28 protein-coding genes and 1 pseudogene are annotated in these 25,576 nt (G+C 37.9%); 28 read left to right on the forward strand and 1 reads right to left on the reverse strand.

Annotation, left to right across the window (positions count from 1 at the left end; all coding sequences use genetic code 11):
* Position 1: 1 nt before the first annotated feature.
* The 23 genes and pseudogenes from prfA (at position 2) to N0K80_RS00890 (ending at position 19,555) form a co-directional block, all read left to right on the forward strand.
* Complete coding sequence (prfA, locus tag N0K80_RS00780) at positions 2-1,087, forward strand: peptide chain release factor 1 (protein ID WP_057973797.1); 1,086 nt, start codon at positions 2-4, stop codon at positions 1,085-1,087.
* The gene (prmC, locus tag N0K80_RS00785) at positions 1,080-1,925 is read left to right on the forward strand and encodes a peptide chain release factor N(5)-glutamine methyltransferase (RefSeq protein ID WP_269023472.1); all 846 of its coding nucleotides are present in this window, start codon (positions 1,080-1,082) and stop codon (positions 1,923-1,925) included. Before prfA ends, prmC begins: the two co-directional genes overlap by 8 nt.
* Before the next feature lie 16 nt (positions 1,926-1,941).
* Positions 1,942-2,925, forward strand: a pseudogene (locus N0K80_RS00790) (L-threonylcarbamoyladenylate synthase); the annotation flags it as partial.
* A 33-nt stretch (positions 2,926-2,958) separates the two neighbouring features.
* Positions 2,959-4,221 (forward strand): serine hydroxymethyltransferase, encoded by a 1,263-nt coding sequence (gene glyA / locus N0K80_RS00795; RefSeq protein ID WP_269023725.1) that lies wholly within the window; start codon positions 2,959-2,961, stop codon positions 4,219-4,221.
* A 64-nt stretch (positions 4,222-4,285) separates the two neighbouring features.
* Positions 4,286-4,915 carry a uracil phosphoribosyltransferase gene (gene upp, locus N0K80_RS00800; protein WP_057973799.1) on the forward strand — a complete coding sequence of 210 codons (630 nt, stop codon included), beginning with the start codon at positions 4,286-4,288 and terminating at the stop codon, positions 4,913-4,915.
* A gap of 217 nt (positions 4,916-5,132) precedes the next feature.
* Complete coding sequence (gene atpB / locus N0K80_RS00805; RefSeq protein ID WP_057973800.1) at positions 5,133-5,843, forward strand: F0F1 ATP synthase subunit A; 711 nt, start codon at positions 5,133-5,135, stop codon at positions 5,841-5,843.
* A gap of 33 nt (positions 5,844-5,876) precedes the next feature.
* Entirely contained in the window at positions 5,877-6,089 is a 213-nt protein-coding gene (atpE, locus tag N0K80_RS00810) for a F0F1 ATP synthase subunit C (protein WP_057973801.1), read from the forward strand.
* 71 nt (positions 6,090-6,160) lie between these two features.
* Positions 6,161-6,670 (forward strand): F0F1 ATP synthase subunit B, encoded by a 510-nt coding sequence (gene atpF / locus N0K80_RS00815; RefSeq protein ID WP_146342289.1) that lies wholly within the window; start codon positions 6,161-6,163, stop codon positions 6,668-6,670.
* Between the two features lies 1 nt (position 6,671).
* Complete coding sequence (atpH, locus tag N0K80_RS00820) at positions 6,672-7,217, forward strand: ATP synthase F1 subunit delta (RefSeq protein ID WP_269023473.1); 546 nt, start codon at positions 6,672-6,674, stop codon at positions 7,215-7,217.
* Between the two features lie 28 nt (positions 7,218-7,245).
* Positions 7,246-8,763, forward strand: coding sequence for a F0F1 ATP synthase subunit alpha (atpA, locus tag N0K80_RS00825; RefSeq protein ID WP_269023474.1), 1,518 nt, complete (start codon positions 7,246-7,248; stop codon positions 8,761-8,763).
* Positions 8,764-8,794: 31 nt separating this feature from the next.
* Positions 8,795-9,742: a F0F1 ATP synthase subunit gamma gene (locus N0K80_RS00830; RefSeq protein ID WP_269023475.1), complete on the forward strand. Its 948-nt coding sequence runs from the start codon at positions 8,795-8,797 to the stop codon at positions 9,740-9,742.
* A gap of 23 nt (positions 9,743-9,765) precedes the next feature.
* The gene (gene atpD / locus N0K80_RS00835; protein WP_057973806.1) at positions 9,766-11,166 is read left to right on the forward strand and encodes a F0F1 ATP synthase subunit beta; all 1,401 of its coding nucleotides are present in this window, start codon (positions 9,766-9,768) and stop codon (positions 11,164-11,166) included.
* Between the two features lie 13 nt (positions 11,167-11,179).
* Positions 11,180-11,599, forward strand: a complete 420-nt coding sequence (locus tag N0K80_RS00840; protein ID WP_269023476.1) for a F0F1 ATP synthase subunit epsilon — start codon at positions 11,180-11,182, stop codon at positions 11,597-11,599.
* A gap of 136 nt (positions 11,600-11,735) precedes the next feature.
* Complete coding sequence (locus N0K80_RS00845) at positions 11,736-11,969, forward strand: DUF1146 family protein (RefSeq protein WP_057973808.1); 234 nt, start codon at positions 11,736-11,738, stop codon at positions 11,967-11,969.
* 16 nt (positions 11,970-11,985) lie between these two features.
* Positions 11,986-13,290 (forward strand): UDP-N-acetylglucosamine 1-carboxyvinyltransferase, encoded by a 1,305-nt coding sequence (gene murA, locus N0K80_RS00850; RefSeq protein WP_269023477.1) that lies wholly within the window; start codon positions 11,986-11,988, stop codon positions 13,288-13,290.
* A gap of 94 nt (positions 13,291-13,384) precedes the next feature.
* A complete protein-coding gene (mreB, locus tag N0K80_RS00855) occupies positions 13,385-14,371 on the forward strand; it encodes a rod shape-determining protein (protein ID WP_057973810.1) in 987 nt (328 codons plus the stop codon).
* 83 nt (positions 14,372-14,454) lie between these two features.
* Positions 14,455-14,715 carry a membrane protein insertion efficiency factor YidD gene (yidD, locus tag N0K80_RS00860; RefSeq protein WP_057973811.1) on the forward strand — a complete coding sequence of 87 codons (261 nt, stop codon included), beginning with the start codon at positions 14,455-14,457 and terminating at the stop codon, positions 14,713-14,715.
* Entirely contained in the window at positions 14,708-14,929 is a 222-nt protein-coding gene (locus N0K80_RS00865; protein ID WP_269023478.1) for a DUF2969 domain-containing protein, read from the forward strand. The genes yidD and N0K80_RS00865 overlap by 8 nt, the downstream gene beginning before the upstream one ends.
* Before the next feature lie 71 nt (positions 14,930-15,000).
* A complete protein-coding gene (locus N0K80_RS00870; protein WP_269007642.1) occupies positions 15,001-16,206 on the forward strand; it encodes an FtsW/RodA/SpoVE family cell cycle protein in 1,206 nt (401 codons plus the stop codon).
* A gap of 63 nt (positions 16,207-16,269) precedes the next feature.
* Positions 16,270-16,629 (forward strand): arsenate reductase family protein, encoded by a 360-nt coding sequence (locus N0K80_RS00875; RefSeq protein WP_269023479.1) that lies wholly within the window; start codon positions 16,270-16,272, stop codon positions 16,627-16,629.
* A gap of 368 nt (positions 16,630-16,997) precedes the next feature.
* Positions 16,998-18,035, forward strand: coding sequence for a methionine ABC transporter ATP-binding protein (locus N0K80_RS00880; protein ID WP_112250196.1), 1,038 nt, complete (start codon positions 16,998-17,000; stop codon positions 18,033-18,035).
* The gene (locus N0K80_RS00885; RefSeq protein ID WP_269023480.1) at positions 18,025-18,729 is read left to right on the forward strand and encodes a methionine ABC transporter permease; all 705 of its coding nucleotides are present in this window, start codon (positions 18,025-18,027) and stop codon (positions 18,727-18,729) included. Before N0K80_RS00880 ends, N0K80_RS00885 begins: the two co-directional genes overlap by 11 nt.
* A gap of 19 nt (positions 18,730-18,748) precedes the next feature.
* Positions 18,749-19,555, forward strand: coding sequence for a MetQ/NlpA family ABC transporter substrate-binding protein (locus N0K80_RS00890; RefSeq protein ID WP_404825126.1), 807 nt, complete (start codon positions 18,749-18,751; stop codon positions 19,553-19,555).
* 44 nt (positions 19,556-19,599) lie between these two features.
* On the opposite strand, the gene N0K80_RS00895 is transcribed toward N0K80_RS00890, so the two are convergent.
* A complete protein-coding gene (locus tag N0K80_RS00895; RefSeq protein ID WP_269023481.1) occupies positions 19,600-20,316 on the reverse strand; it encodes a gamma-glutamyl-gamma-aminobutyrate hydrolase family protein in 717 nt (238 codons plus the stop codon).
* A 135-nt stretch (positions 20,317-20,451) separates the two neighbouring features.
* On the opposite strand from N0K80_RS00895, the gene sufC reads away from it, so the two are divergent.
* Genes sufC through sufB form a run of 5 tightly spaced genes read left to right on the forward strand, consistent with a single transcriptional unit; the run spans position 20,452 to position 25,575 of the window.
* Entirely contained in the window at positions 20,452-21,234 is a 783-nt protein-coding gene (sufC, locus tag N0K80_RS00900; RefSeq protein WP_146302387.1) for a Fe-S cluster assembly ATPase SufC, read from the forward strand.
* 13 nt (positions 21,235-21,247) lie between these two features.
* Complete coding sequence (gene sufD, locus N0K80_RS00905) at positions 21,248-22,540, forward strand: Fe-S cluster assembly protein SufD (RefSeq protein ID WP_269023482.1); 1,293 nt, start codon at positions 21,248-21,250, stop codon at positions 22,538-22,540.
* Positions 22,509-23,747, forward strand: a complete 1,239-nt coding sequence (locus N0K80_RS00910; protein ID WP_269023483.1) for a cysteine desulfurase — start codon at positions 22,509-22,511, stop codon at positions 23,745-23,747. The genes sufD and N0K80_RS00910 overlap by 32 nt, the downstream gene beginning before the upstream one ends.
* Positions 23,734-24,165, forward strand: a complete 432-nt coding sequence (gene sufU / locus N0K80_RS00915; RefSeq protein ID WP_269023484.1) for a Fe-S cluster assembly sulfur transfer protein SufU — start codon at positions 23,734-23,736, stop codon at positions 24,163-24,165. The genes N0K80_RS00910 and sufU overlap by 14 nt, the downstream gene beginning before the upstream one ends.
* A gap of 15 nt (positions 24,166-24,180) precedes the next feature.
* Complete coding sequence (sufB, locus tag N0K80_RS00920) at positions 24,181-25,575, forward strand: Fe-S cluster assembly protein SufB (RefSeq protein WP_269023485.1); 1,395 nt, start codon at positions 24,181-24,183, stop codon at positions 25,573-25,575.
* Position 25,576 lies beyond the last annotated feature (1 nt).

Genomic DNA, 25,576 nt, shown 5'->3' on the forward strand with positions numbered 1-25,576 from the left:
AATGGATGAAATGTATGACCAATTACAATCAGTTGATGATCGCTATGAAGAACTAGGCGAATTACTCTCTGATCCAGAAATTATTTCAAATAATAATCGGTTTATGGAACTATCAAAAGAAATGGCAAGTATCCGAGAAACTGTTGAAAAATATCGTCAATATAAGATTGTTGTTCAAGAACTTGCGGATGCCGAAGAAATGCTAGGGGAGAACCTTGATCCAGAGATGGCTGAAATGGCAAAGGAAGAGTTATCTGATGCTAAGAAGTCAAAAACGGCGTTGGAAGATGAAATTAAAGTGCTCTTAATTCCTAAGGATCCTAATGATGATAAGAATATTATCATGGAAATTCATGGTGCCGCTGGTGGGGATGAAGCGAGTTTATTCGCTGCTGATTTATTCACAATGTATTCAAAATATGCCGAAAAACAAGGCTGGACTGTTGAAATTGTGGATAAGAATGTAACCGAAGTAGGTGGATTTAAAGAAATCGTATTGCTAATTAACGGTGATAGTGTCTTCTCTAAATTAAAATATGAAAGTGGCGCGCATCGTGTTCAACGAATTCCTTCAACGGAATCAGCTGGGCGTGTACATACATCAACTGCAACGGTTGGTGTGATGCCAGAAGCTGAAGATGTAGAAATCGAAATTGATGCAAAAGATATTAGAACCGATGTTTACCGTTCATCAGGTGCTGGTGGACAACATGTTAATAAGACATCTTCAGCTGTTCGAATGACTCATTTACCAACTAATATTGTTGTAGCAATGCAAGATGAACGTTCACAACAACAAAATCGTGAAAAAGCAATGAAAATTTTGAAGGCACGTGTTTACGATTTTTATTCACAACAAGAACAAAGTGCGTACAACGAAAATAGAAAATCTGCCGTTGGTTCAGGGGACCGTTCTGAACGAATTAGAACGTATAACTTCCCTCAAAACCGCGTCACGGATCATCGAATTGGTTTATCATTGAACAAATTAGATCGTGTTATGAATGGTGAACTTGAAGAAGTTATTGATTCATTGATTTTATATGATCAAACACAAAAAATGGAAAAGTTGCAAGAAAATGACTAATCCAACCTACTATGAAGCCTTGAAATGGGCTTCTTTGTGTATAGAGGAACATAAGCTGGAAACTGAAAGTGCTCAATGGCTCTTGTTGGAACGGCTGAACTGGTCAACGACTGATTTATTAATGCATTATCAAACTAAAATGCCTGAAGCTGAGTGGCAGCAATTCCAGATTGATATTAAGTCGTTTTGTGATGGAATGCCCGCACAGTACATCATTGGACATGCTTATTTTTTTGGTATGCAATTAAAAGTGACAAACGCAACGCTTATCCCGAGACCTGAGACGGAAGAATTGGTAGAATGGATGTTGGAATCATTACCACAAAATGAAAATTTACGAATCGCTGATATTGGTACCGGAACGGGAGCTATCGCGTTAGCTTTAAAGCAAGAACGACCTAATTGGCAAGTATTCGCAAGTGATATTTCAGAAGACGCTCTTAGTGTCGCAAAAGAGAATGCTGTAAAACAACAGGCGGATATAACCTTTTTAGTTGGTGACTTAACGGAACCAATTAAAAAGATGGAGATGGATGTCATCGTATCGAATCCACCCTATATTGCTGAGAATGAGCAAGATGTGATGGATAAAAGCGTTATTGAGTACGAACCCCATCAAGCGTTGTTTGCTACTGAAAATGGCTTGAGTCTATATCGAAGAATGATTCAAGAAATGGCTCAATTTAAACAACTACCACAAGCTATTTTTTTTGAGATAGGGTACCAGCAAGAAATAGCTGTAATGGAAATGTTAATGGATACATTTAAAAGTACTTACTTAATAGAAGGAAAAAAAGATAGTTTTGGTAATCAGCGGATGATCCAAGCAAAATTATAAAAGGAGTGTTGACATCATGGAAACAATTATTTATCAACCTAATGAAACAGAAAAGGCTGCAGACTTACTGAAACAAGGACAATTAGTGGCATTTCCCACTGAAACTGTTTATGGATTAGGTGCTGACGCAACCAATGAAGAGGCGGTTAAACGGGTATATGCTGCAAAAGGTCGACCAAGTGATAATCCGTTAATTGTGCATGTTGCCAACCTTGATACCGTTAGAAAGTATGCACAACCACTTTCTGCCAACGTAATAAAATTAATCACGGCATTTTGGCCAGGCTCGTTGACACTTATTTTAAAGTTACAGCCAGGGGTTCTTTCGAAAACAGTCACAGGTGGATTAGAAACTGCCGCATTTAGAATGCCAGATAACAAGGTGACGCTAGAACTTATTGCTAAGGCAGGTGTCCCAATCGTTGGTCCTTCAGCAAATACTTCTGGGAAACCAAGCCCAACCATGGCAGAACATGTCATGCATGATTTGACCGGAAAAATTGCTGCCGTCATTGATGATGGGCAGACAAAAATTGGCGTAGAATCAACTGTTTTGGATATGAGCACGGAAGTACCAACAATTTTGAGACCTGGCGCTGTAACATTATCGCAGATTGAGGCGGTAATCGGACCAGTTAGTGATGAGACACACGAGATTGCCGAGGGCGAGACGCCCAAAGCACCTGGCATGAAATACAGACATTATGCACCAAGGGCACAAGTCGTGATTGTGAATCCAGAACAAAAATGGTCAGATATTTTGGATTGGGTTGCTAAACAAGATATCGCAATTGGGCTAATGGCTAAGGAAGGCCAAATCGATACTGATCAATTGCCAAAAAATAGTGGGTACTCTTCTTTAGGAAAGACCGTGGAGTCAGCAAGCCAAGCCCTTTTTGATGGACTACGTTATTTTGATGATAACCCTAATGTGCAAATGATTTTAGTCGAAGGATTCGATAAAACCGGACTTGGCGTCGCTTATATGAACCGACTTGAGAAAGCGGCAAGCAAGCAAAATATAACCGACCTTATGGAAGCTGAAAAAGTAAAATATAAACAACAAGATAAAGCATTGTGGGAAGCAATCGCGCACGAAGAAAAACGCCAAGAAGATAATATTGAATTAATTGCATCTGAAAATATTGTTTCCGATGCTGTGAGAGCTGCTCAGGGTAGTGTTCTAACCAATAAATATGCAGAAGGTTATCCTGGGAAACGTTACTACGGTGGCTGCGAGTATATTGATGTGGTTGAACAATTGGCCATTGATCGTGCTAAGACATTATTCCATGCTGAGTATGCTAACGTACAACCACATTCTGGATCACAGGCAAATATGGCTGTTTACCAGGCATTTTTAGAACCGGAAGATAAGATATTAGGGATGAAGTTAAATGACGGTGGTCATTTAACACATGGTTCACCCGTAAACTTCTCGGGTGAACTATACGATTTTGTTAGTTATGGTGTTGACCCTGAAACGGAACGATTAAATTACGATATGATTCGCGAAATTGCGCTCAGAGAAAAACCCAGAATGATCATTGCCGGTGCCTCAGCTTACAGTCGAATGATTGATTTTACTAAATTCAGAGCAATTGCTGATGAAGTTGGCGCTTATCTAATGGTCGATATGGCTCATATTGCAGGGCTTGTAGCGACAGGATTACATCCTAATCCTGTCGATGTTGCAGACGTTGTGACAACAACGACGCATAAAACGTTACGCGGTCCTCGTGGTGGAATGATTCTTGCCAAGGAAAAATATGCTAAGAAATTAAATTCTGCTGTTTTCCCTGGAACACAGGGTGGGCCACTAGAACATGTTATTGCTGGAAAAGCGGCATCATTTTTTGAAGCGGCGCAACCAGCATTCACATCATACATGTATCAAGTTGTTCAAAATGCGCAAGCTATGGCTGGCGTTTTCGCACAGTCAGATTTAGTTAGAGTTATTTCCGGTGGAACAGATAATCATTTGATGAACTTGGATGTATCGCCATCTGGATTGAATGGGAAAGAAGTTCAAAATTTACTAGATCGTGTTCATATCACAGTAAATAAGAACACAATTCCAAATGAACCATTAAGTCCATTTAAAACATCTGGTATCCGAATTGGCACACCAGCTATTACGACGCGTGGTTTCGATAGTGAGGACGTTAAGGTAATCGCAATCTTAGTTCTGTACGCAATTCAATTCCATGATGATGATGATAAATTAGCTGAAATTGGGTCACAAGTTTTAGCATTATCTAATAATCATCCAATTTCACAAATTAAATACGTTTAAGACTAGTATTTTAAGTGATAGTTCGCTAAAATAGAATAGACTAAATTTAAGGGAGTGTTTCGTAATGGGCAAATTTCAAGTAATGGACCATCCGTTGATTCAACATAAATTAACGATTATACGTGATAAGAACTGTGGAACAAAAGAATTTAGAGAAGTTGTTAATGAAATTGCCGAGTTGATGGTATACGATGTTTCTCGCGATTTTGCTTTAGAAGATGTTGTCGTTGAAACGCCTATGGGCAAAACAACGCAAAAAACATTGGCTGGTAAAAAAATTGCGATTATTCCTATTCTAAGAGCTGGTTTAGGAATGGTTGATGGTATTTTAGAATTATTACCAGCAGCTAAAGTTGGTCACATTGGTATGTATCGTGATGAAACGACATTCCAACCAACGGAATACTTTGTAAAAATGCCAGAAGATATTGCTAGTCGTGACCTTCTGGTTGTTGACCCAATGCTTGCTACTGGTGGTTCTGCCATTATGGCCGTTGACGCATTGAAGAAGCGTGGCGCAAAAACAATTAAGTTTGTTTGTCTTGTTGCGGCTCCAGAAGGTGTGGAAGCTTTACGTGAAAAGCATCCTGACATTGATATTTATACAGCAGCACTTGATGACCGATTAAATGAAGATGGCTATATTGTCCCAGGTTTGGGCGATGCTGGCGATCGATTATTCGGTACGAAATAATTAAATGGATGACTCTTAGAATGCTTATGTATAAGCTATCTAGGTGTCATCTTTTTTAACAAGAAAAAAAACAAAAAATAAGTTTGAAATTCTTTTGTGTTTTATTTCAATTGGTGGTATGATTTCTTTTGTAATTGGAGAATATTTATAAAGTTGTTCTCTTTAATTTATGCCGTTTTAAACGGTCAAATCAAAGTTTGGAAAGAGGTGAAATTCTGTGGATGGAGAAGCTTTCGTTGTAAAGCTTTATGGACTGCCTTTCAATATTACGAATATTGCTTCGGGTTTGGTCGCATTTATAATTGTCGCAATAGTCGTGATTGCGCTATCTAGACAATTATCTATGAAGCCAACCGGAAAACAAAACGTTTTGGAATGGCTCATTGATTTCACTAACGGTATTGTTAAAAGTGCAATGCCAGGAGAAGAAGGTAAAAAGTTTAATTTATTAGCATTTACGCTATTTTTATTTATCTTCGTATCTAACCAATTGGGTTTATTTCTCCAAATCGGTTTTGGCGACAAGACGTTGATCAAAAGTCCAACGTCAAGTCCGCTAACGACTCTAACGTTTGCATTTTTAGTTATTTTACTATCGCATTTTATGGGTGTTATACAGTTAGGCTTTAAAGGGTATCTCAAGAACTCTTATTTGAGCCCCGTTGCCATGTTTATACCAATTAATTTGATTGAAGAATTTACTAATTTGTTGACGTTGGCTCTTCGTTTGTACGGAAACATTTACGCTGGTGAAGTGTTGTTAACGTTAATTGGTGGTGCCGTTTCTATGGGACCAGTAATGACAGTTGTCGCATTACCAGTTGAAATGATCTGGCAAGGGTTCTCTCTGTTTATCGGAAGTATCCAAGCTTACGTATTCGTAACATTGTCAATGGTTTATATTGGTGGAAAAGTACAAAAAGAATAAAAACAAGATATATATAAGGAGGAAACACATATTATGGGATTATTAGCAGCAGGTATTGCAGCCGGTTTAGCCGCTCTTGCAACAGGTATTGGTAACAGTTTAGTTATTTCTAAAACACTTGAAGGTATGGCTCGCCAACCTGAATTATCAGGTCAATTACGTTCAACAATGTTTATTGGTGTCGGTTTGATTGAAGCCGTGCCTATCATCGCTATCGTTATTTCGTTCTTATTGATGGCTAAATAATTTTTGAAATTAAGCTTTATTCTTCGTTAATTATGACGAAATATATTAATTTTAAAAGGAGGTGTCAATAGATGTTTTCAGATTTAGTTTTCGGTGCTGTTGGTAATTTTCAGACTGGTGATTTTCTTTTTTATATCGTTTCATTCGTTATTTTGATGTTGATCATTAAACATTATGCATGGGGCCCCGTCACAAAAATGATGAGTGATCGTGCAGAAAAAATTGCAAACGATTTAGATTCTGCTGAAGATTCAAGAAAGAAAGCCAACGTTTTAGCAACAGAGCGACAAAACCAATTAGATAATTCACGTCAAGAAGCATCTGAAATTGTTAGTCGTGCAAAAGATAACGGTAAAAAGCAACATGATGATATTGTTACCGGAGCACAAGATGAAGCAACGACGTTAAAACAAAATGCAATTAAAGATATTGAGCAAGAACGTCAAGAAGCATTGAGTGGCGTTCAGAGTGATGTCGCTGAATTATCTATTGAAATTGCTTCTAAGATTATTCAAAAAGAATTAAATGAAAATGATCAAAAAGACTTAATCAACTCTTATATTGAAGGGCTGGTAAAGTAAAATGAAACTAGATAAAGCAACTGTTGCTAATCGTTATGGAGAAGCCATCTTTGAAATTGCTGAAGAGCGAGGTAACATTGTTGCCTTTTCCGAAGAATTAGAAGAACTTAGACAAGTATTTCTTGCAAATCCACAATTAAGTGACGTACTTGTTGGTGCCCAACTTAATTTGATAGAGAAGCAGGGTTTAATTAAGGTCTTACTCAAAGACGCTTCTCCAATTATTGCGAATGTTATCCAGATGGTCTTTGATTATGGTCGGATGGGTGACATGGTCGGAATAATCGAAGAATTCGAACGGTTATGTGATGTTAAAGAAAAAGTTGTACATGCAACCGTGACAACTGCAATTAAACTTGATGATGATCAATTAGAAAAATTATCAGCCAAGTTTGCGGAACGAATCGGTGCAAACAAGATAGTATTTAACAATATTATCGATGAAAAGATTATTGGTGGCGTTGTTATTGAAGCGAATAATCAGATTTTTGATGGCTCAATTTCATCAAAAATCAATAAAGTAAAACGATTGTTAGCAAATCAATAAATTAAAGTAGTTAAGAGGTGAACCTTGTATGAGCATTAAAGCTGAAGAAATCAGTGCTTTAATTAAAGAACAATTAGAACAATATAAAGACGAACTTATCGTTGATGAAGTAGGTACCGTTACTTATGTTGGTGATGGTATTGCTCGTGCACACGGTTTGGATAATGCTTTATCAGGGGAACTGTTGGAATTTTCTGACGGTACTTATGGTATGGCTCAAAATCTAGAAACAAACGATGTAGGTATCGTTATTTTAGGTGGCTATGAAAGTATCCGCGAAGGCGATGTTGTTAAACGTACGGGTAGAATCATGGAAGTTCCCGTTGGTGAAGAACTTATTGGACGTGTTGTTAATCCTTTAGGTCAACCCATCGATGGTAAAGGTGAACTTAAGACAACCAAAACTCGTCCAGTCGAAAAAAAGGCTCCAGGAGTTATGGATCGTAAATCTGTTGACCAACCTTTACAAACTGGACTTAAGGCTATTGATGCTTTAGTACCAATTGGCCGTGGACAACGTGAATTGATCATTGGTGATCGTAAAACTGGTAAGACATCAGTTGCGATTGATACAATCTTAAACCAAAAAGATCAAGACATGATCTGTATCTATGTTGCTATTGGACAAAAAGAATCAACTGTTAGCGCGCAAGTGGAAACATTACGTCGTTTAGGCGCAATGGATTATACAATTGTCGTTAGTGCTGGTCCTGCTTCTCCCGCACCATTATTATGGTTAGCTCCATATACTGGTTCAGCAATGGGTGAAGAATTCATGTATAACGGTAAACATGTTTTGATTGTCTTTGATGATTTATCAAAACAAGCAACGGCTTACCGTGAACTGTCATTAATTTTGAGACGTCCGCCGGGTCGTGAAGCTTATCCTGGTGATGTTTTCTACTTGCATTCACGTTTACTTGAACGTGCAGCTAAGTTAAGTGATGAATTGGGTGGTGGTTCAATGACCGCTCTTCCATTTATTGAAACTCAAGCTGGTGATGTTTCTGCATACATTCCAACCAACGTTATTTCGATTACCGATGGTCAAATCTTCTTGGATAGTGATTTATTCTATTCAGGGACTCGTCCAGCTATTGATGCTGGGACGTCAGTTTCTCGTGTTGGTGGTTCAGCTCAAATTAAAGCTATGAAGAAAGTTGCTGGTAGCCTTCGTTTGGCTCTTGCATCATTCCGTGAATTAGAATCATTTTCTCAATTCGGATCTGATTTAGATGCTGCAACGCAAGCTAAATTAAATCGTGGTCATCGTACGGTTGAAGTTCTTAAACAGCCATTACACAAACCATTAGTTGTTGAAAAACAAGTTTTAATTTTATATGCTTTAACACATGGCTTCTTAGATGTAGTTCCCGTTGATGATATTCTTCGCTTTGAAGGTGAAATTTTTGATTTCTTTGATAACAATCATAGTGATCTCTTAAATCACATTAAAGAAACGGGTAATTTACCTGATGAAGATAAATTTGATGCTGCAATCAAAGATTTTTCAGAAGGATTCCAAGTAACTCCTGAAAAAGCGTAAACTAAAAGTAAATGAAAGATGGTGAGAATTAATGGGTGCTTCATTAATGGAAGTAAAACGTCGAATTGTTTCGACTAAGAAAACGGGGCAAATAACTGGTGCAATGCAAGTTGTTTCAACTGCTAAGCTAAGTCAAATTCAACGTCATACTCAAAGTTATCAGATATATGCTTCTAAAATTAGAAGTGTCATTACCCATCTTGCCCAATCTCACCTTTTAGATGCTAAGGCCGGAAATGCAAAACAATCATCTGAGGACGGTAGTTCAAAATTTTCAGGTTTTGATATGTTACAGAAAAGACCTGTTAAAAAAAGTGGTTATTTAATCATTACGTCTGATCGTGGTTTAGTTGGTAGTTACAATAGTAACGTGATTAAACAATCATTAGATTTAATGAAACAAAATGGCTGTACTGTAGATAACACTGTTATCATCGCTGTTGGTGGTACTGGCGCAGACTTCTTCAAAAATAGAGGATACGATGTTGCTTATGAACATCGTGGTGTAAGCGATATTCCAACATTTATTGAAGTTCGTGAAATCGTTAGATCAATGGTGACGATGTATAATAGTGAAGTTTATGATGAACTATTCGTTTGTTATAATCACTTCGTTAACAGTTTACAATCAGATTTCCATTCTGAACAGATGTTACCAATTTCAGAAGTGAATTTGGATACCGATTCAGAAGGCGTTGAAATGCCTAATGCAATGGGTAACGAAGATTATGACATGGAACCTTCAGGAGATGCAATTCTTGAAGTTGTGCTACCTCAGTTTGCTGAAAGCCTAGTATATGGTGCGATTTTAGATGCTAAAACAGCTGAACATGCTTCAAGTTCTACAGCGATGAAATCTGCGACAGATAATGCCAAAGATATTATTTCATCATTAGAATTGACGTATAATCGTGCACGTCAAAGTGCTATTACAACAGAAATTACTGAAATTACTGGTGCAACAGCTGCTTTAGAGTAAAATGACAGGAGGAAATACAGAAGATGAGTCTCGGTAAAGTTGTTCAAGTTATCGGGCCCGTCGTCGATGTACAATTCTCTTTAAACGAAACCTTACCAGATATCAATAATGCGTTGAAAGTTACGCGTGAAGATGGGACTGCTCTAATTATTGAAGTTACGCTTGAATTAGGTGACGGAGTTATGAGAACAATCGCCATGGATTCTACGGATGGCTTGCAACGCGGAACAGTTGTTGAAGACACAGGTGCTTCAATTTCTGTCCCCGTTGGTGAAGATACTCTTGGTCGAGTGTTTAACGTTTTAGGAGATACCATTGATGGTGGTCCTGAATTTAGTAAAGATGCAGAACGTAGTAGCATCCATAAAGATGCCCCTACGTATGATCAATTAAGTGCAAGTACTGAAGTTCTTGAAACAGGAATTAAAGTTATTGACTTGTTAGCCCCTTATATTAAAGGTGGTAAAATTGGATTATTCGGTGGTGCCGGTGTTGGTAAGACCGTTTTAATTCAAGAATTGATTCATAATATTGCTCAAGAACATAATGGTATTTCAGTGTTTACCGGTGTTGGTGAACGAACTCGTGAAGGTAATGACCTTTACTTCGAAATGAAAGAATCCGGCGTGTTAGAGAAGACGGCCATGGTGTTTGGTCAAATGAACGAGCCGCCTGGTGCCCGTATGCGTGTTGCATTGACTGGTCTTACAATTGCGGAATACTTCCGTGATGAAAAAGGACAAGATGTGCTATTGTTTATTGATAATATCTTCCGCTTTACACAAGCCGGATCTGAAGTTTCAGCCTTATTAGGTCGTATTCCTTCAGCCGTAGGTTACCAACCAACATTAGCTACTGAAATGGGTCAATTGCAAGAACGTATTACGTCAACTAAAAAAGGTTCAGTTACATCAATCCAAGCAGTTTATGTTCCTGCCGATGATTATACTGATCCTGCTCCTGCTACAACGTTCGCCCATTTGGATGCAACAACTAACTTGGAACGTAGTTTAACGCAACAAGGTATTTACCCAGCTGTTGATCCTTTGGCTTCAACTTCAAGCGCATTAACGCCTGAAATTGTTGGAGAAGAACATTATCGTGTTGCTACGGAAGTTCAACATATGTTACAACGTTATCGTGAATTACAAGATATTATTTCTATTTTAGGTATGGATGAATTATCTGATGAAGAAAAAGTGATTGTAGCACGTGCGCGTCGTATTCAATTCTTCCTTTCACAAAACTTTAACGTTGCTGAACAATTTACAGGGAAACCTGGATCATATGTACCAATCGCCGAAACTGTTCAAGGTTTCAAGGATATTCTTGATGGTAAATATGATGCACTCCCTGAAGATGCTTTCAATGGTGTCGGCCCAATCGAAGATGTTATTGAAGCAGCAAACAAAATGGCAAAATAGGGGGTAATAACAGATGGCTGAAGATTCAGTTTTGACCGTTAGTATCGTCACTCCCGATGGTAGTGTTTATGAAAATGAGGCTAGAATGCTTATTGTCAAAACGCCCAGTGGAGAAATGGGTATTTTACCCAACCATATTCCAGTTATTGCTTCTCTTGATATTGACGCTGTCAGAGTTAAGGTTAGTGATGACAAAGAAGATGAAATTGCCGTAAGTGGTGGATTTGTCGAATTTTCAAAAAATGTTGCAACAATTGTTGCAAATGCGGCAGAGTGCCAAGCGGATATCGATGAAAATCGAGCAGAAGCGGCTAAAGCCCGTGCCGAAGAAATGATTTCTAAAGCAAAAGAAACGCATAATACAAATGAACTTAAAAGATCGGAAATTGCGCTTAGACGTGCGGTTAACCGAATCAAAATTTCAAAACATTAACAAAAAAGAACGCTGAAAAAATTCAGCGTTCTTTTTTTTATACATATATTAAATATTTCATTTTTGTTACAAATATTAGCGACAAGTGATACAAAATATGCTATGCTTATAACGAATAAATTTTAGGAGTGTTTTTATGAATACCGTAGGAATACAATCGCTGGTTACTTTGATGAGTCATTTGATGTTTATTGGGATCGCCTTTTGGGCCATTCAAGGTTTACGAATAGACAGATTTTTCCCGCAAAGCAATCAGCAAAGAATCAAGGCATTAATTGTGATGTTGGCTATCTTATTAGGTTATACAAGTAGCGCGTTCTTCTTAAATTTTATGGATAATATACGTAATTTAGTTTTTTTAGTTAAATAATAACGGGGGAATAATTGTGGAAAAAATTATTGTTAAGGGTGGTAACCCACTCAATGGAACGGTTCATATAGAAGGCGCAAAAAATGCTGTATTACCTATTTTAGCAGCTGGTATTTTAGCAGGTACGGGCGAAAACACGTTATCAAATGTACCTGTTTTATCTGATGTTTTCACTATGAATAATGTATTACGTTTTTTAAATTTAGATGTTGATTTTAACGAGGAAACAAACGAAGTTAAAATGAGTGCTGCTAAAGAATTATCACCAGAAGCACCTTTTGAATATGTCTCAAAAATGCGTGCATCAATTGTTGTGATGGGTCCACTTTTGGCGCGACTCAAGCATGCTAAAATTGCAATGCCTGGTGGTTGTGCAATCGGTTCTAGACCAATTGATTTACATTTAAAAGGTTTTGAAGCCATGGGTGCTCATATTGAACAATATGATGGTTACATAGAAGCAACCGTCGATGAATTAAAAGGCGCAAATATTTACCTTGATTTTCCAAGTGTAGGTGCAACTCAGAATATTATGATGGCTGCAACATTGGCTACGGGAACAACCGTAATAGAAAATGTTGCGAGAGAACCAGAAATTGTTGACTTGGCCAACATTTTGAATAAGATGGGTGCTAAGGTTCAAGGTGCTGGAACTGAAACAATCCGTATTCATGGCGTGAAAGAACTTCATGGTGCAGATCATGCAGTTGTTCAAGATCGTATTGAAGCAGGAACTTTTATGGTTGCGGCAGCAGTAACTCAAGGTAACGTTTTAATTGAAGAAGCTATTGCAGAACACAATAAACCATTAATCTCTAAGTTAGAAGAGATGGGTATTGAAGTAATTCAAGAAGAAAATGGTATTCGAGTAATTGGTACAGATGAAATTAAACCGATTACGGTTAAAACATTGCCTCATCCGGGTTATCCAACAGATATGCAACCACAAATGACAGTGCTTCAATTAATGGCATCTGGTACAAGCACGTTAACTGAGACTGTATTTGAAAATCGGTTTATGCATTTAGAAGAATTACGTCGTATGAATGCTAACTTTAAGGTTGAAGGTAATTCAGTTGTCATGTATGGCCCAACTGATTTCAATGGAGCAGAAGTTGCCGCTACTGATTTAAGAGCAGCAGCAGCACTTGTACTTGCCGGTTTAGTTGCTCGTGGTTATACGCAGGTAACGCATCTTGAGTATCTTGACCGTGGTTACTATCACTTCCATCAAAAATTAAGGGCACTAGGCGCTGAAATTAAACGAATTGATGATGATACACAAGATATCATCATTAAGACATCAAATGAAGTGAAATAAGAAAAATGTCCATTTTGGACATTTTTTTATTGTGTATATATATGGTATAATACTGACATTAGTATAAGTTTTAAGTGCCGAGAGGAGAAACACAATGGCTAAAGATATTGGTATTGATTTAGGAACCGCAAACGTATTAATTAACGTTCAAAATAAAGGTATTGTTTTAAATGAACCTTCTGTTGTCGCAATTGACACAAAGTCAGGACGCGTTCTAGCAGTTGGGTCAGAAGCATACAAAATGGTCGGGAGAACACCCGGTAGTATCAGAGCAATCAGACCCATGAAAAATGGTGTCATCGCTGATTTTGATATTACGGAACAAATGTTAACTTACTTTATTAAAAAATTAAATGTGAGTGGCTTCTTGTCAAAACCAAGTATTTTGATCTGTTGTCCAACAAACATTACATCAATTGAACAAAAAGCAATTATTCAAGCTGCTGAAAAAGCTGGTGGTGGCAAGGTTTATCTTGCCGAAGAACCTAAAGTTGCTGCGATCGGTGCTGGTTTAGATATTTATCAACCTCGTGGTAGTTTAGTTATCGATATTGGTGGTGGTACCAGTGATGTTGCTGTTATTTCGTTAGGCGATATTGTGGCAAGCCGTTCATTACGTGTTGCGGGTGACCAACTAAATAGTGATGTTATTAATTTTGTTAAACAAAAACATAATCTTCAAATTGGTGAACGTACAGCCGAAAAAGCTAAAATTGAAATTGGTACGGTTTACCCAGGTAACCGTTCATTAGAGATGGAAATTCGTGGACGAGATGTTGTGACGGGATTACCAAAAACAATCACACTTACTTCTGCTGAAGTTGAAGAAGCAACTCACGAAACGATGCAAGCAATTGTATCAGCAACAAAAGAAGTTCTTGAACAAACACCACCAGAATTGGCATCAGATATTATCGATACCGGTGTAATTTTAACTGGTGGTGGTGCATTGCTAGATGGTGTTGACCTTTTGATGTCAGAGAATTTAGATATTCCGGTAATGGTATCTGAAACACCATTGGATGATGTTGCAAAAGGGACTGGATACCTACTTGATCATATAGAAAAACAAGGTAGATAAGAACTTTTATATAGGTTATTAGGGGAGGTCTATTAACGGGGCAATCTGTTGATGGACCTTTTAATATAGGGGGTCATTGATTTATGCAAAACTTAATGCTAGCACCAATCAAGTTTTATCAGAAATTTATTTCACCAATGTTCCCACCTAGCTGTCGTTATTATCCAACATGTTCAAATTATATGATTAAAGCCATTCAAAAACATGGCGCAAAAGGCATTATTATGGGTATCGGTAGGATTTTAAGATGCCATCCTTTTGTCAGGGGCGGATTTGATCCAGTGCCTGATTACTTTACCGTACGCAGAAATAAGAACCCAGAGGGAGAAAATAAACATGTCTAAGAAAGAAAAAGAAATTGAAGTTGCAGAAAATGATATTAAAATTAACGGTGAAGAAGCTGTTTCGTTAACGGTCGGTGGTATTGAAATTGGAACGGTGATGCAACAAGATGCAAAATTTGTTGCCATATTGAGCAACGGAGAAACGTTTAAAGCTAAAACTCGCGATGAAGGAATCGATACTTTATTACGTGATTTCCATTTACACCGAGGCTAATTAATTATAAGTTAACTATTGGTCTAGTCATAAATTTAATGAAATAAGCAACATAGCGTGGAGGATATTCTATGAGTAGTAGAAAAGATGAGATCGATAGTGAGGCAAGGATTGATTATGGTATTATTTTTGCCGTTTTAGTCTTAGCAATCATTGGACTTGCTTCGATTTATGTATCGGCTTCCCATGATACGAGTGCTACTTCAATTGTTAGCCAAATGGTTTCACAGTTGATGTGGTATGCCATTGGGGTCGTTGCAATTGTGGTTATAATGCAATTCGATTCAGAACAACTGTGGCGGATTGCACCGATTGTCTACGGTGTTGGCCTGTTCTTGTTGGCGATTGTTTTGGTTGTTTATAGTCGGAGTTTATATGCAAGTACAGGTGCTAAAAGTTGGATACCACTTGTTGGTTCATTAACGTTCCAACCATCAGAAGTGATGAAGCCGGCATTTATTTTGATGTTAGCCCGTGTCGTTACAGTGCATAATAATGATTATCCAACACATAAGCTTAGTACAGATTTTATCTTGCTAGCTAAGATGATTGGTTGGACGCTTCCAGTCGTTATTTTGTTAAAATTACAAAATGATTTTGGAACGATGTTGGTTTTCTTTGCTATTTTAGGTGGCGTCATTTTAGTTTCTGGAATCACCTGGAAAATTATTGGACCAGCATTTGGGATTGTTGCAGTTGTGGGTGGAACAACGTTGTACATGGTTATTTCAACGACTGGTCGAGCAATTTTAGAGAAAATTGGCTTCGCCGCGTATCAATTTGATCGTGTGGATAACTGGTTGGATCCTTCAAAAGATACATCTGGAACGGGATATCAATTATGGCAGAGTATGAAGGCTATCGGGTCTGGACAAATGACCGGAAAAGGATTTAACGTCTCAAATGTCTATGTACCCGTTCGTGAATCTGATATGATTTTTTCCGTTATTGGTGAGAATTTTGGATTCATTGGTGGCTGTATCTTGATTTTCATTTATTTCTTGTTAATTTATCGAATGGTTCGTGCAACGTTTGATACGAAAAATGAATTTTATGCTTACTTATCAACAGGTGTTATTATGATGATTTTATTCCATGTTTTTGAAAATATTGGGATGAGCATCGGATTGTTACCATTGACAGGTATTCCATTGCCATTTGTCAGTCAGGGAGGGTCAGCCCTGGTAGGTAATATGATTGGGATTGGGTTGATCATGTCAATGCGATTCCATCATAAGAGCTATATGTTTAGTAACGATGATGAAGATTTTGATTAAATACTGGCGCGACGATTCTATTTTGTGAGTCGTCGTTTTTTTAAAACTGGGAGGTTTACGATAATGCTTGATTTTTATTGGTATCCTAAATGTTCAACTTGTAGAAAAGCGAAACAATGGTTAGATGAAAATGGTGTTGACTATCGTACGATAGACCTTATTCAAGATACACCGAAAGCGGCTTTAATTGAGAAGTGGTTGAATGAATCCGAACAGCCCATGACTTATTTTTTTAATACGCATGGTGAAAAGTATCGTGAATTAAAATTAAAAGACGAATTACCAACAATGTCAAATATTCAAGCAAGTCAGGTACTAGCGTCAGATGGAATGTTAATTAAGCGCCCCGTATTAATTGAGGGCGACAAAATGACAACTGGATTTAAGGAAGATGTATTCGAAAAAAATTGGTTAAATAAATAAAAGTATTGACATTAAATTTTAATCTGGCTATAATCAACTACAATAAGAAATACAGATGAGACGTTTTGAAAAGATGAGTAGGTTTTAGTAATTAGAGAAGAGAGTCCTGGTAGCTGAAAAAGGATCGAAATTACGGAATTGAAGATGGTCTTGGAACGTTTGGTGGATGAGCAATGTAAATCTACCTTGGGTACGCCCAATACAGCGAAAGGGTATCGGCTAAGTGATTAGCCCGTACCTGATGAGATTGTTATCGTGAGGTAACAATAAAACAAGGTGGTAACACGTGAAGTTTATAGCTTCTCGTCCTTCCGTTTATTAAACGGGGGATGAGAGGCTATTTTTTTTGAAAAAAAGGAGGAATGAATATGATTGAATTTAAACATGTATCTAAAGAGTTTGTCACGAATAATGGTAAAGTAAGTGCGGTTTCTGATTTGAACCTCTCGGTTGAAGACGGTAATATTTTAGGAATCGTCGGTTATTCTGGGGCTGGAAAAAGTACGCTAATTAGAATGCTGAACGGTTTGGAGACGCCGACTTCAGGAGAAGTTGATGTGAACGGGGCTAAAATTGCTTCATTAACAGGGAAGGCATTAAGAAAGCAACGTCAAAAAATTGGAATGATTTTTCAACATTTTAATTTACTTTGGTCCCGAACAGTTGTGGAAAATATTATGTTTCCACTTGAAATTGCTGGTTTAGGTAAAGCTGAACGTCTGGCCAAGGCTGAGGAATTAACAACGTTAGTCGGATTAAAAGGGAAAGAAAATGCTTATCCCTCAGAGTTATCTGGCGGTCAAAAACAACGTGTTGGTATCGCTAGGGCATTGGCCAATGACCCTGAAATCTTAATCTGTGACGAGGCGACAAGCGCTTTGGATCCACAAACAACTGATGAAATATTAGATTTATTACTCCAAATTAATCATAAATTAAATTTGACGATTGTTTTAATTACACATGAAATGCACGTTGTCCGTAAAATATGTGATCATGTTGCGGTCATGGAAAATGGTAAATTAGTTGAAGATGGCTTAGTCCTAGACGTTTTTAAACGGCCACAACAAGACGTCACAAAACGATTTGTTAATCAAGAGGTAACACCAGCAATGCACGATACTGAAATTGCCGTCCATGAATTAATTGAAGCTTATCCACAAGGCTTAATTGTTCAGTTAACGTTCCATAGTACTCAAACGCAAATGCCAATTATCTCTGAAATGTTAAGACAAATTCCAGAAATTGATTTTAATATCGTTGAAGGATCAATTCATCAAACACAAGGTGGTCCGATTGGAACATTATATATTCAATTAACTGGACCAAAAGAAAGTTTGGATCAAGCCATTCCATTCTTACAAAAAATGAAAGTAGAAACGGAGGTGCTTCATTATGGGGACTAATACGTGGGCATCATATTTTAACTTTAATGCCGTTAATTGGGCTGATTTTTGGGCGAATACTTGGGAAACAATCAGCATGACATTGATTTCTACCATTGCAGTTGCCATTTTAGGTATTCTCCTGGGTCTGATCCTGTTTGAAACAAAGCAGAAAACGACGGGTAAGATAACGATCTGGGCTAAGGTCATTAATTGGATTGTCTCAGCTTTGGTTAATATTTTTCGTTCAATTCCATTTATTATTTTAATTGTGCTATTATTACCATTCACGAAAGCTTTAGTTGGTTCAATTATTGGTCCAGTTGCTGCTTTACCGGCTTTGATTATTTCCGCGGCACCATTTTATGCGCGAATGGTCGAGTTAGCCTTTCGCGAAATTGATTATGGTGTAATTGAAGCTGCTGAAGCAATGGGCGCTAACAAGATACAAATCATTTGCAAAGTATTGTTGCGAGAAAGTTTACCAGCACTGATTTCTGGTGTTACGGTTACGGGAATAACCATTATTGGGTATACTGCGATGGCTGGAACAATTGGAGCCGGTGGATTAGGAAATTGGGCCTTTATTGAGGGTTACGGAGCTAATAATAATACAGTCACGTTAGTTGCAACGGTAACGATTATTATTATTGTGGCCATTTTCCAACTTATTGGAGATCAATCGGCTAAACTAATTGATAAACGGAATAACTAGGGAGGGATATATGATGAAAATAAATAAGAAACTATTTTTTTCACTTCTCTTTGTGATAATTCTGTTAACTGGGTGTGGAAAACGAGCGGATGATAAAAATACGCTGGTTGTGGGTGCTAGTAATATTCCACATGCCGAGATATTGGCTCATGTAAAGCCGATGTTGGCAAAAGAAGGTATCGACTTAAAGGTAAAGGTCTTTCAGGATTACGTAATGCCTAATAAGGCGACAGAATCTGAAGATTTGGACGCTAACTATTTTCAACATAAACCATTTTTAGATAATTGGGATAAACAGAATAATGGTGACCTTATTAGTGTCGGAAACGTTCATTTAGAGCCAATTGGCGTTTACTCTAAACGAGTTAAACGATTGACCGACTTAAAGAAGGGGAGCACCGTTCTTGTATCCAACAGTATTTCAGATTATGGGCGCGTACTAACTATTTTTAAAGATGCCGGACTGATTACTTTGAAAAAAGGAACAGATGTTGCGACGGCAAACTTTAACGATATTCAAACGAATAAGTTACAGTTAAACTTTAAGCATACTTATGAACCTAAATTAATGTCTGATTTATACGCAAATGATGAAGGCGCGGCGGTTGTGATCAATGCAAATTACGCCGTCGAGGCGGGATTGAATCCGATGAAACAAGCCATCTCGTTGGAAAGTAATACATCGTCTTATGCAAACTTAGTGGCCGTTACACCAAAAAATAAAAATAACCCGGCAATTAAGAAATTGGTTGAAGCATTACAATCAAAAGATACCCAGAAATGGATTTTAACTAAATATAAAGGTGCGGTGATTCCGGCCAAATAAAAAAGAATTGAAACTAGCTAATTAGTCACTAGTTTCAATTCTTTTTATTTTTCAATTTTATTGATTAACCATTTAAAAATAGCTAAATCTGATTGATTTCTTGTAAATGACATTTCGGGGTGCCATTGAACGGCAAGAATTCGATTGTCATCGCTGACTAATCCTTCAACTAGACCATCCGGGCTCTCCGCAATAGCGACCAAGGACTCGCCTAATTGATTAATTGCTTGATGATGGTAGGTATTAACGCGATAATTTTGACCATAAACTTCTGAAAGGTAACTGTTTGGTTCAATTGAAATGGAATGAGTGGCATATTCCGGTAAAGTTGGATCTTGTAAATGTCTTACTTTCCAATCTGGATATTCAGATAAATCTTGGTATAATGTGCCACCAAAAGCAACATTCAGTATCTGAAGTCCTCGGCAAATACCAAGTATGGGCATGTTACGAGAGTTAGCGTCTTTAATTAAAGCCATTTCCATTTCATCACGAGGTGGGTTCAGTTCTTGTAGTTTTGGATGAGGTTCTTGTCCATATAATTCAGGCGAGATATCTTGGCCGCCTGTTAACAATAAACCGTCCACCAAATCAAGATATTTCGATACGTCATCCAAATTTGTTGGAATAATTAATGGTAAGCCACCAACTTTGAAGATAGCATCAATATAACCTTGGGGCGTATAAGTTATTTCGTCCATGTGCAGGCCTTCAATTGGGTTCCGGTTAGGATTCCCAACAATACCAATAATAGGTTTCATAAATAATCCTCCTCAAAATTTACTTTTTCTAAGTTTAACTTAATTAAATAAAGATTGCTAGGATTGACGCTTCATTGAAATAGGCAATTTATTGAGATAGAATGGAATATATTAATAAATCGGAGGAATGCTAAAATGTCGACACTTGAAGTTAAAAATTTGCATGTAGAGATTGAAGATAAAGAAATTCTAAAAGGTGTTAACCTAAAGATGGCGACTGGCGAAGTTCATGCGATTATGGGTCCGAACGGTACGGGTAAATCAACTTTATCTGAAGCCATTATGGGAAATCCAGCGTACAAAGTAACCGAGGGTGAAGTCTTGTTGAACGGTGTTAATATTTTAGAATTACCAGTTGATGAACGGGCTCGAGCAGGACTATTCTTAGCCATGCAATACCCTTCGGAAATTCCTGGGGTCACAAATGCTGAATTTTTGCGTGCAGCAATTAATGCCCGGCGCCCGGAAGATAACCAAATTCCAATTAGAGAATTTTTAAAAAAGTTGGATAAAATGATGACAACCTTAGACATGACTGAAGAAATGGCTGATCGTTACTTAAATGAAGGTTTTTCGGGTGGCGAAAAGAAAAGAAATGAAATATTACAATTAATGATGATTGAACCAAAATTTGCGATATTGGATGAGATTGACTCAGGGTTAGATATCGATGCACTAAAAGTTGTTTCTAGAGGCGTTAATGAAATGTTAAAAAATGCTGAGTTTGGGACTTTGATGATTACACATTATCAACGATTATTGAATTATATCGTGCCAGACGTTGTGCACGTTATGATGGATGGACGTGTAGTTAAAACAGGTGGTGCCGAGCTCGCAGAAAAATTGGAAGCAGAAGGCTATGCGGGATTACGTGATGAATTAGGCTTGGACGTTGTATTGACTGACGAGAATGTTTAGTGGGGGCCATAAAATGAGTGACTTAAAGGTCTTAGAACAAAGTATGGTTGATTTCTCTAACTTAAAAAAAGAACCTGAGTGGTTTCAAAAATTAAGAAAAGCTGCCTTTACTAAAATGACTATATTGGAGCTCCCATCATTTGAGAAAATCAGATATCAAAGATGGCCGATTATGCCTAAACGAATGCTTTTGGAATCTATAAAAGTTGAATTAGATCAAAAAAGAGCGGTTGGAAATACAGTTGTGCAGGTTGGATCGCGAACGCTTAGTTTAAAATTATCTGATGAATTGAAACAAAAAAATATTATTATTTGTGACTGGGAAACTGCGTTGATAGAACATCCAGATTTAGTTCAAAAGTATTTTATGACGAAGGCGGTTAAATGGGACGCGGATCGGTTGACGTCAGTTCACTTAGCACAATTAACGGGTGGCTTGTTCATTTATGTTCCTAGAAATGTTGAACTGGATGAACCCATTACGAGTTACTTAACGCAAGATGCGCGTGATGGACAAGACTATGTGCACCACGTCTTAATCGTTGCGGCAGAGAATAGCCGTTTTTCATATTTGGAAAATCGAGATACGTTAGGTAACGAGGCAACAACCGCAAATATCATTGTTGAAGTGATTGCTGAACCAAATAGTCACGTAAAATTTGCTGGTGTGGATCAACTGGGAGAAAATACGACCGCATATATTAATCGACGGGGTTATTTACTTGATAATGCCAAAATAGATTGGTCAATCGGGCTGCTCAATAATGGAAATATCATTGGCGATTTTGATTCTGATTTAATTGGTGCTGGTGCCCATGCAGATGTTAAGGTTGTTGCAATCTCAACGGGGAACCAGATTCAAGGAATCGATACGCGAGTGACTAATTATGGCAAACATTCAATTGGTCAAATTCTTCAGCACGGAGTAATTTTATCACGATCGACCTTAACCTTTAATGGAATTGGACATATTATTAAAGGCGCAAAGGGCGCAAATGCGCAGCAAGAAAGTCGCGTATTAATGTTATCCACAAAAGCACGTGGAGATGCTAATCCGATTCTATTAATTGATGAAAATGATGTACAAGCTGGACATGCAGCGAGTGTTGGACGCGTTAATCAGGAACAATTATATTACTTGATGAGCCGCGGCTTACAGAAAGAAGAAGCAGAACGATTAGTTATTCGTGGATTTTTAGGACCGGTCTTAACAGCCATTCCGGCAGCTGATGTACGTGAACGACTCATTGAAACGATAGAAGGGAAACTCATTAATGGCCAAAAATTTGAAAAAGTATCGCGCTGATTTTCCTATTTTAGATCAACTTGTGAATGATGAACCACTTATTTATTTCGATAATGCCGCAACTGTTCAGAAACCGCAAGTTGTTATTGATACCATTTCGCATTACTATGAACATGATAACGCGAACGTTCACCGAGGTGTGCATACCTTAGCTGAACGTGCGACTGAACAATTTGAAGCAACACGCCAATTGGTAGCGGATTTTATTCACTCAAAAAGTGCCAATGAGATCTTGTTTACGAAAGGAACAACTGAAAGCCTGAACTTAGTGGCACAAGGATTTGCACAGAATCGGCTGAAACCTGGGGATGAAATTTTAATTTCAATTATGGAGCATCACAGTAATCTTGTTCCTTGGCAACAAGTCGCACAAAAGACTGGCGCGAAGCTAGTTTACATTGGATTAACGGACGATGGGCGTTTAGACATTAATGATGCAAGACAAAAAATGACAGGCAAAACAAAAATTGTGTCATTAACTCAGATCTCAAATGTTTTAGGTAGCATTACACCGATTAAGGAATTAACACGCATAGCGCATCATATTGGAGCCATCGTTATCTGTGATGGAGCACAATCAGTGCCCAACATGCCAATTGACGTACAGAATTTAGATGTTGATTTTTTTGCTTTTTCAGGCCATAAAATGGGTGCTGCAACCGGTATCGGTGTTTTGTATGGGAAAAGTACGTATTTAAATGATATGCAGCCACTTGAATTTGGTGGCGAAATGATTGATTTCGTTGAGGAACAACGATCAACTTTTAAAGAAGTTCCTTGGAAATTTGAAGCCGGAACACCGAACATTGAGGGTGTTATTTCTTTGGGTGCGACAATTAATTATTTAAAAGAAGCTGGGATGGTTAATATTCATGACCATGAGCAAGTTTTAGTTGCTGATTTAATACCTAAGTTAAAGGCAATCCCGGGTGTAGTTGTTTACGGTCCGACTGATATTGAGCAACGTTCAGGCGTCATTTCATTTAATTTGGAAGATTTACATCCACATGATGTCGCAACGGCTCTGGATATGCAAGGAATTGCTGTTCGCGCAGGCCATCATTGTGCGCAACCACTGATGAAACGGATGGGCGTTTCATCAACCGTTCGAATTAGTTTATATCTATATAATACGTTAGAAGAAAATCAAAAATTTATTGAAGCGTTAATCGCCACAAAGGAGTTCTTTAAAAATGGGACTATCTAAATTAGATAATTTATATCGCCAAGTTATTTTGGAACATGCAACCCACCCACATCACCTTGGATCATTGGACGATAGTGAAAAAACCATCGAGCTTAGAAATCCAACTTGTGGAGATGTCTTAAAAGTTGAACTTGTTATGGCAAATGATAAAGTTCAAAAAGTGGCTTTTTCTGGGACGGGATGCACAATTAGTCAGGCATCCGCAAGTATGATGACGGATGAAATAATTGGTAAATCAAAAGAAGAAATAGAAGAAATGGTCACGACATTTTCAAAAATGGTTATGGGTCAAGAAATTGATGATGACCTTTTAGGTGAAGCGGCTATTTTAGAAGGCGTCGCACAATTTCCCGCACGGATTAAATGTGCAACGTTAGCTTGGAAAGCAGCGTATCAAGCGATTAACTTAGAAAATTAGAGAGGAGGGTTCGGTGTGAAAGAATTAGATGTTGGTGGCGAATACGCATATGGGTTTAAAGATAATTTTGAACCGATTTATTCAACAGGCCGTGGGTTAACCGAGGCAACCGTTCGAGAAATATCCGCAGCTAAGAATGAGCCAGAATGGATGTTAGACTACCGACTTCGTGCATTTTCTTTGTATGAAAAAATGCCCATGCCAAGTTTTGGACCTGATTTATCGCAATTAGATTTAGCGAACATGCGTTATTTTCAAAGAGCGAGTGATACTATTGCCAGAGATTGGGATGACGTACCAGATAAAATTAAAGAGACCTTCGATCGACTGGGTGTGCCAGAAGCTGAACGTAAATATTTAGCCGGTTCTTCAGCGCAATATGAGTCAGAAGTCGTTTACCATCATATGCGGGAAGATTTCGAAAAATTGGGAATTATTTTTATGGATACTGATTCTGCCCTTCAAGAATATCCTGAACTAGTCAAACAGTATTTTGGCAAATTAGTGCCTGCTTCAAATAATAAATTTTCTGCGTTAAACTCAGCCGTTTGGTCCGGTGGCACTTTTATTTATGTGCCTAAAGGTGTGAAGACAGAAGTTCCCATACAAAGTTATTTTAGGATTAACGCTGAGAACACGGGACAATTTGAACGGACGTTGATTATTGTTGATGAAGGCGCAAGTGTGAACTACGTTGAGGGATGCACGGCACCTAATTATTCCGCAGATAGTTTACATGCTGCTGTCGTAGAAGTAAATGTCATGAAGGATGCTTACTGCCGTTACACGACGATTCAAAATTGGTCGGATAACGTATATAGTTTAGAGACTAAACGTGCGAGAGCTCTAGAAAATGCGACTATGGAGTGGGTTGACGGGAACCTTGGATCAAAAGTCACGATGAAATATCCAAGTATTTATTTAGACGGACAAGGTGCGCATGGCACAATGCTATCAATTGCATTTGCGGGTGGTAATATCATCCAGGATACTGGTGCAAAAATGATTCATAATGCGAAAAAGACAACTTCTTCGATTGTGTCTAAGTCATTATGTAAAGATGGCGGTCGGGTCGATTATCGTGGGTACTTAAAATTTGGCCGACATAGTGATGGCTCATTTGCGCATGTTGAATGTGACACGATTATCATGGATGATCAATCTGCGAGTGATACAATACCGTTTAACGAAATTTTGAATGGAAATGTGTCAATGGAACATGAAGCGAAAGTTTCTAAAATTTCTGAAGAGCAATTGTATTATTTGATGAGTCGCGGTATTTCTGAAGCCAAGGCAACGGAGATGATCGTGATGGGGTTTGTTGAACCTTTTACGAAGGAATTACCAATGGAATACGCTGTTGAGTTGAACCGTTTGATTGAGTATCAGATGGAAGGATCAGTTGGGTAAA

The organism is Dellaglioa carnosa, assembly GCF_026948345.1.
GTDB classification, from domain to species: domain Bacteria; phylum Bacillota; class Bacilli; order Lactobacillales; family Lactobacillaceae; genus Dellaglioa; species Dellaglioa algida.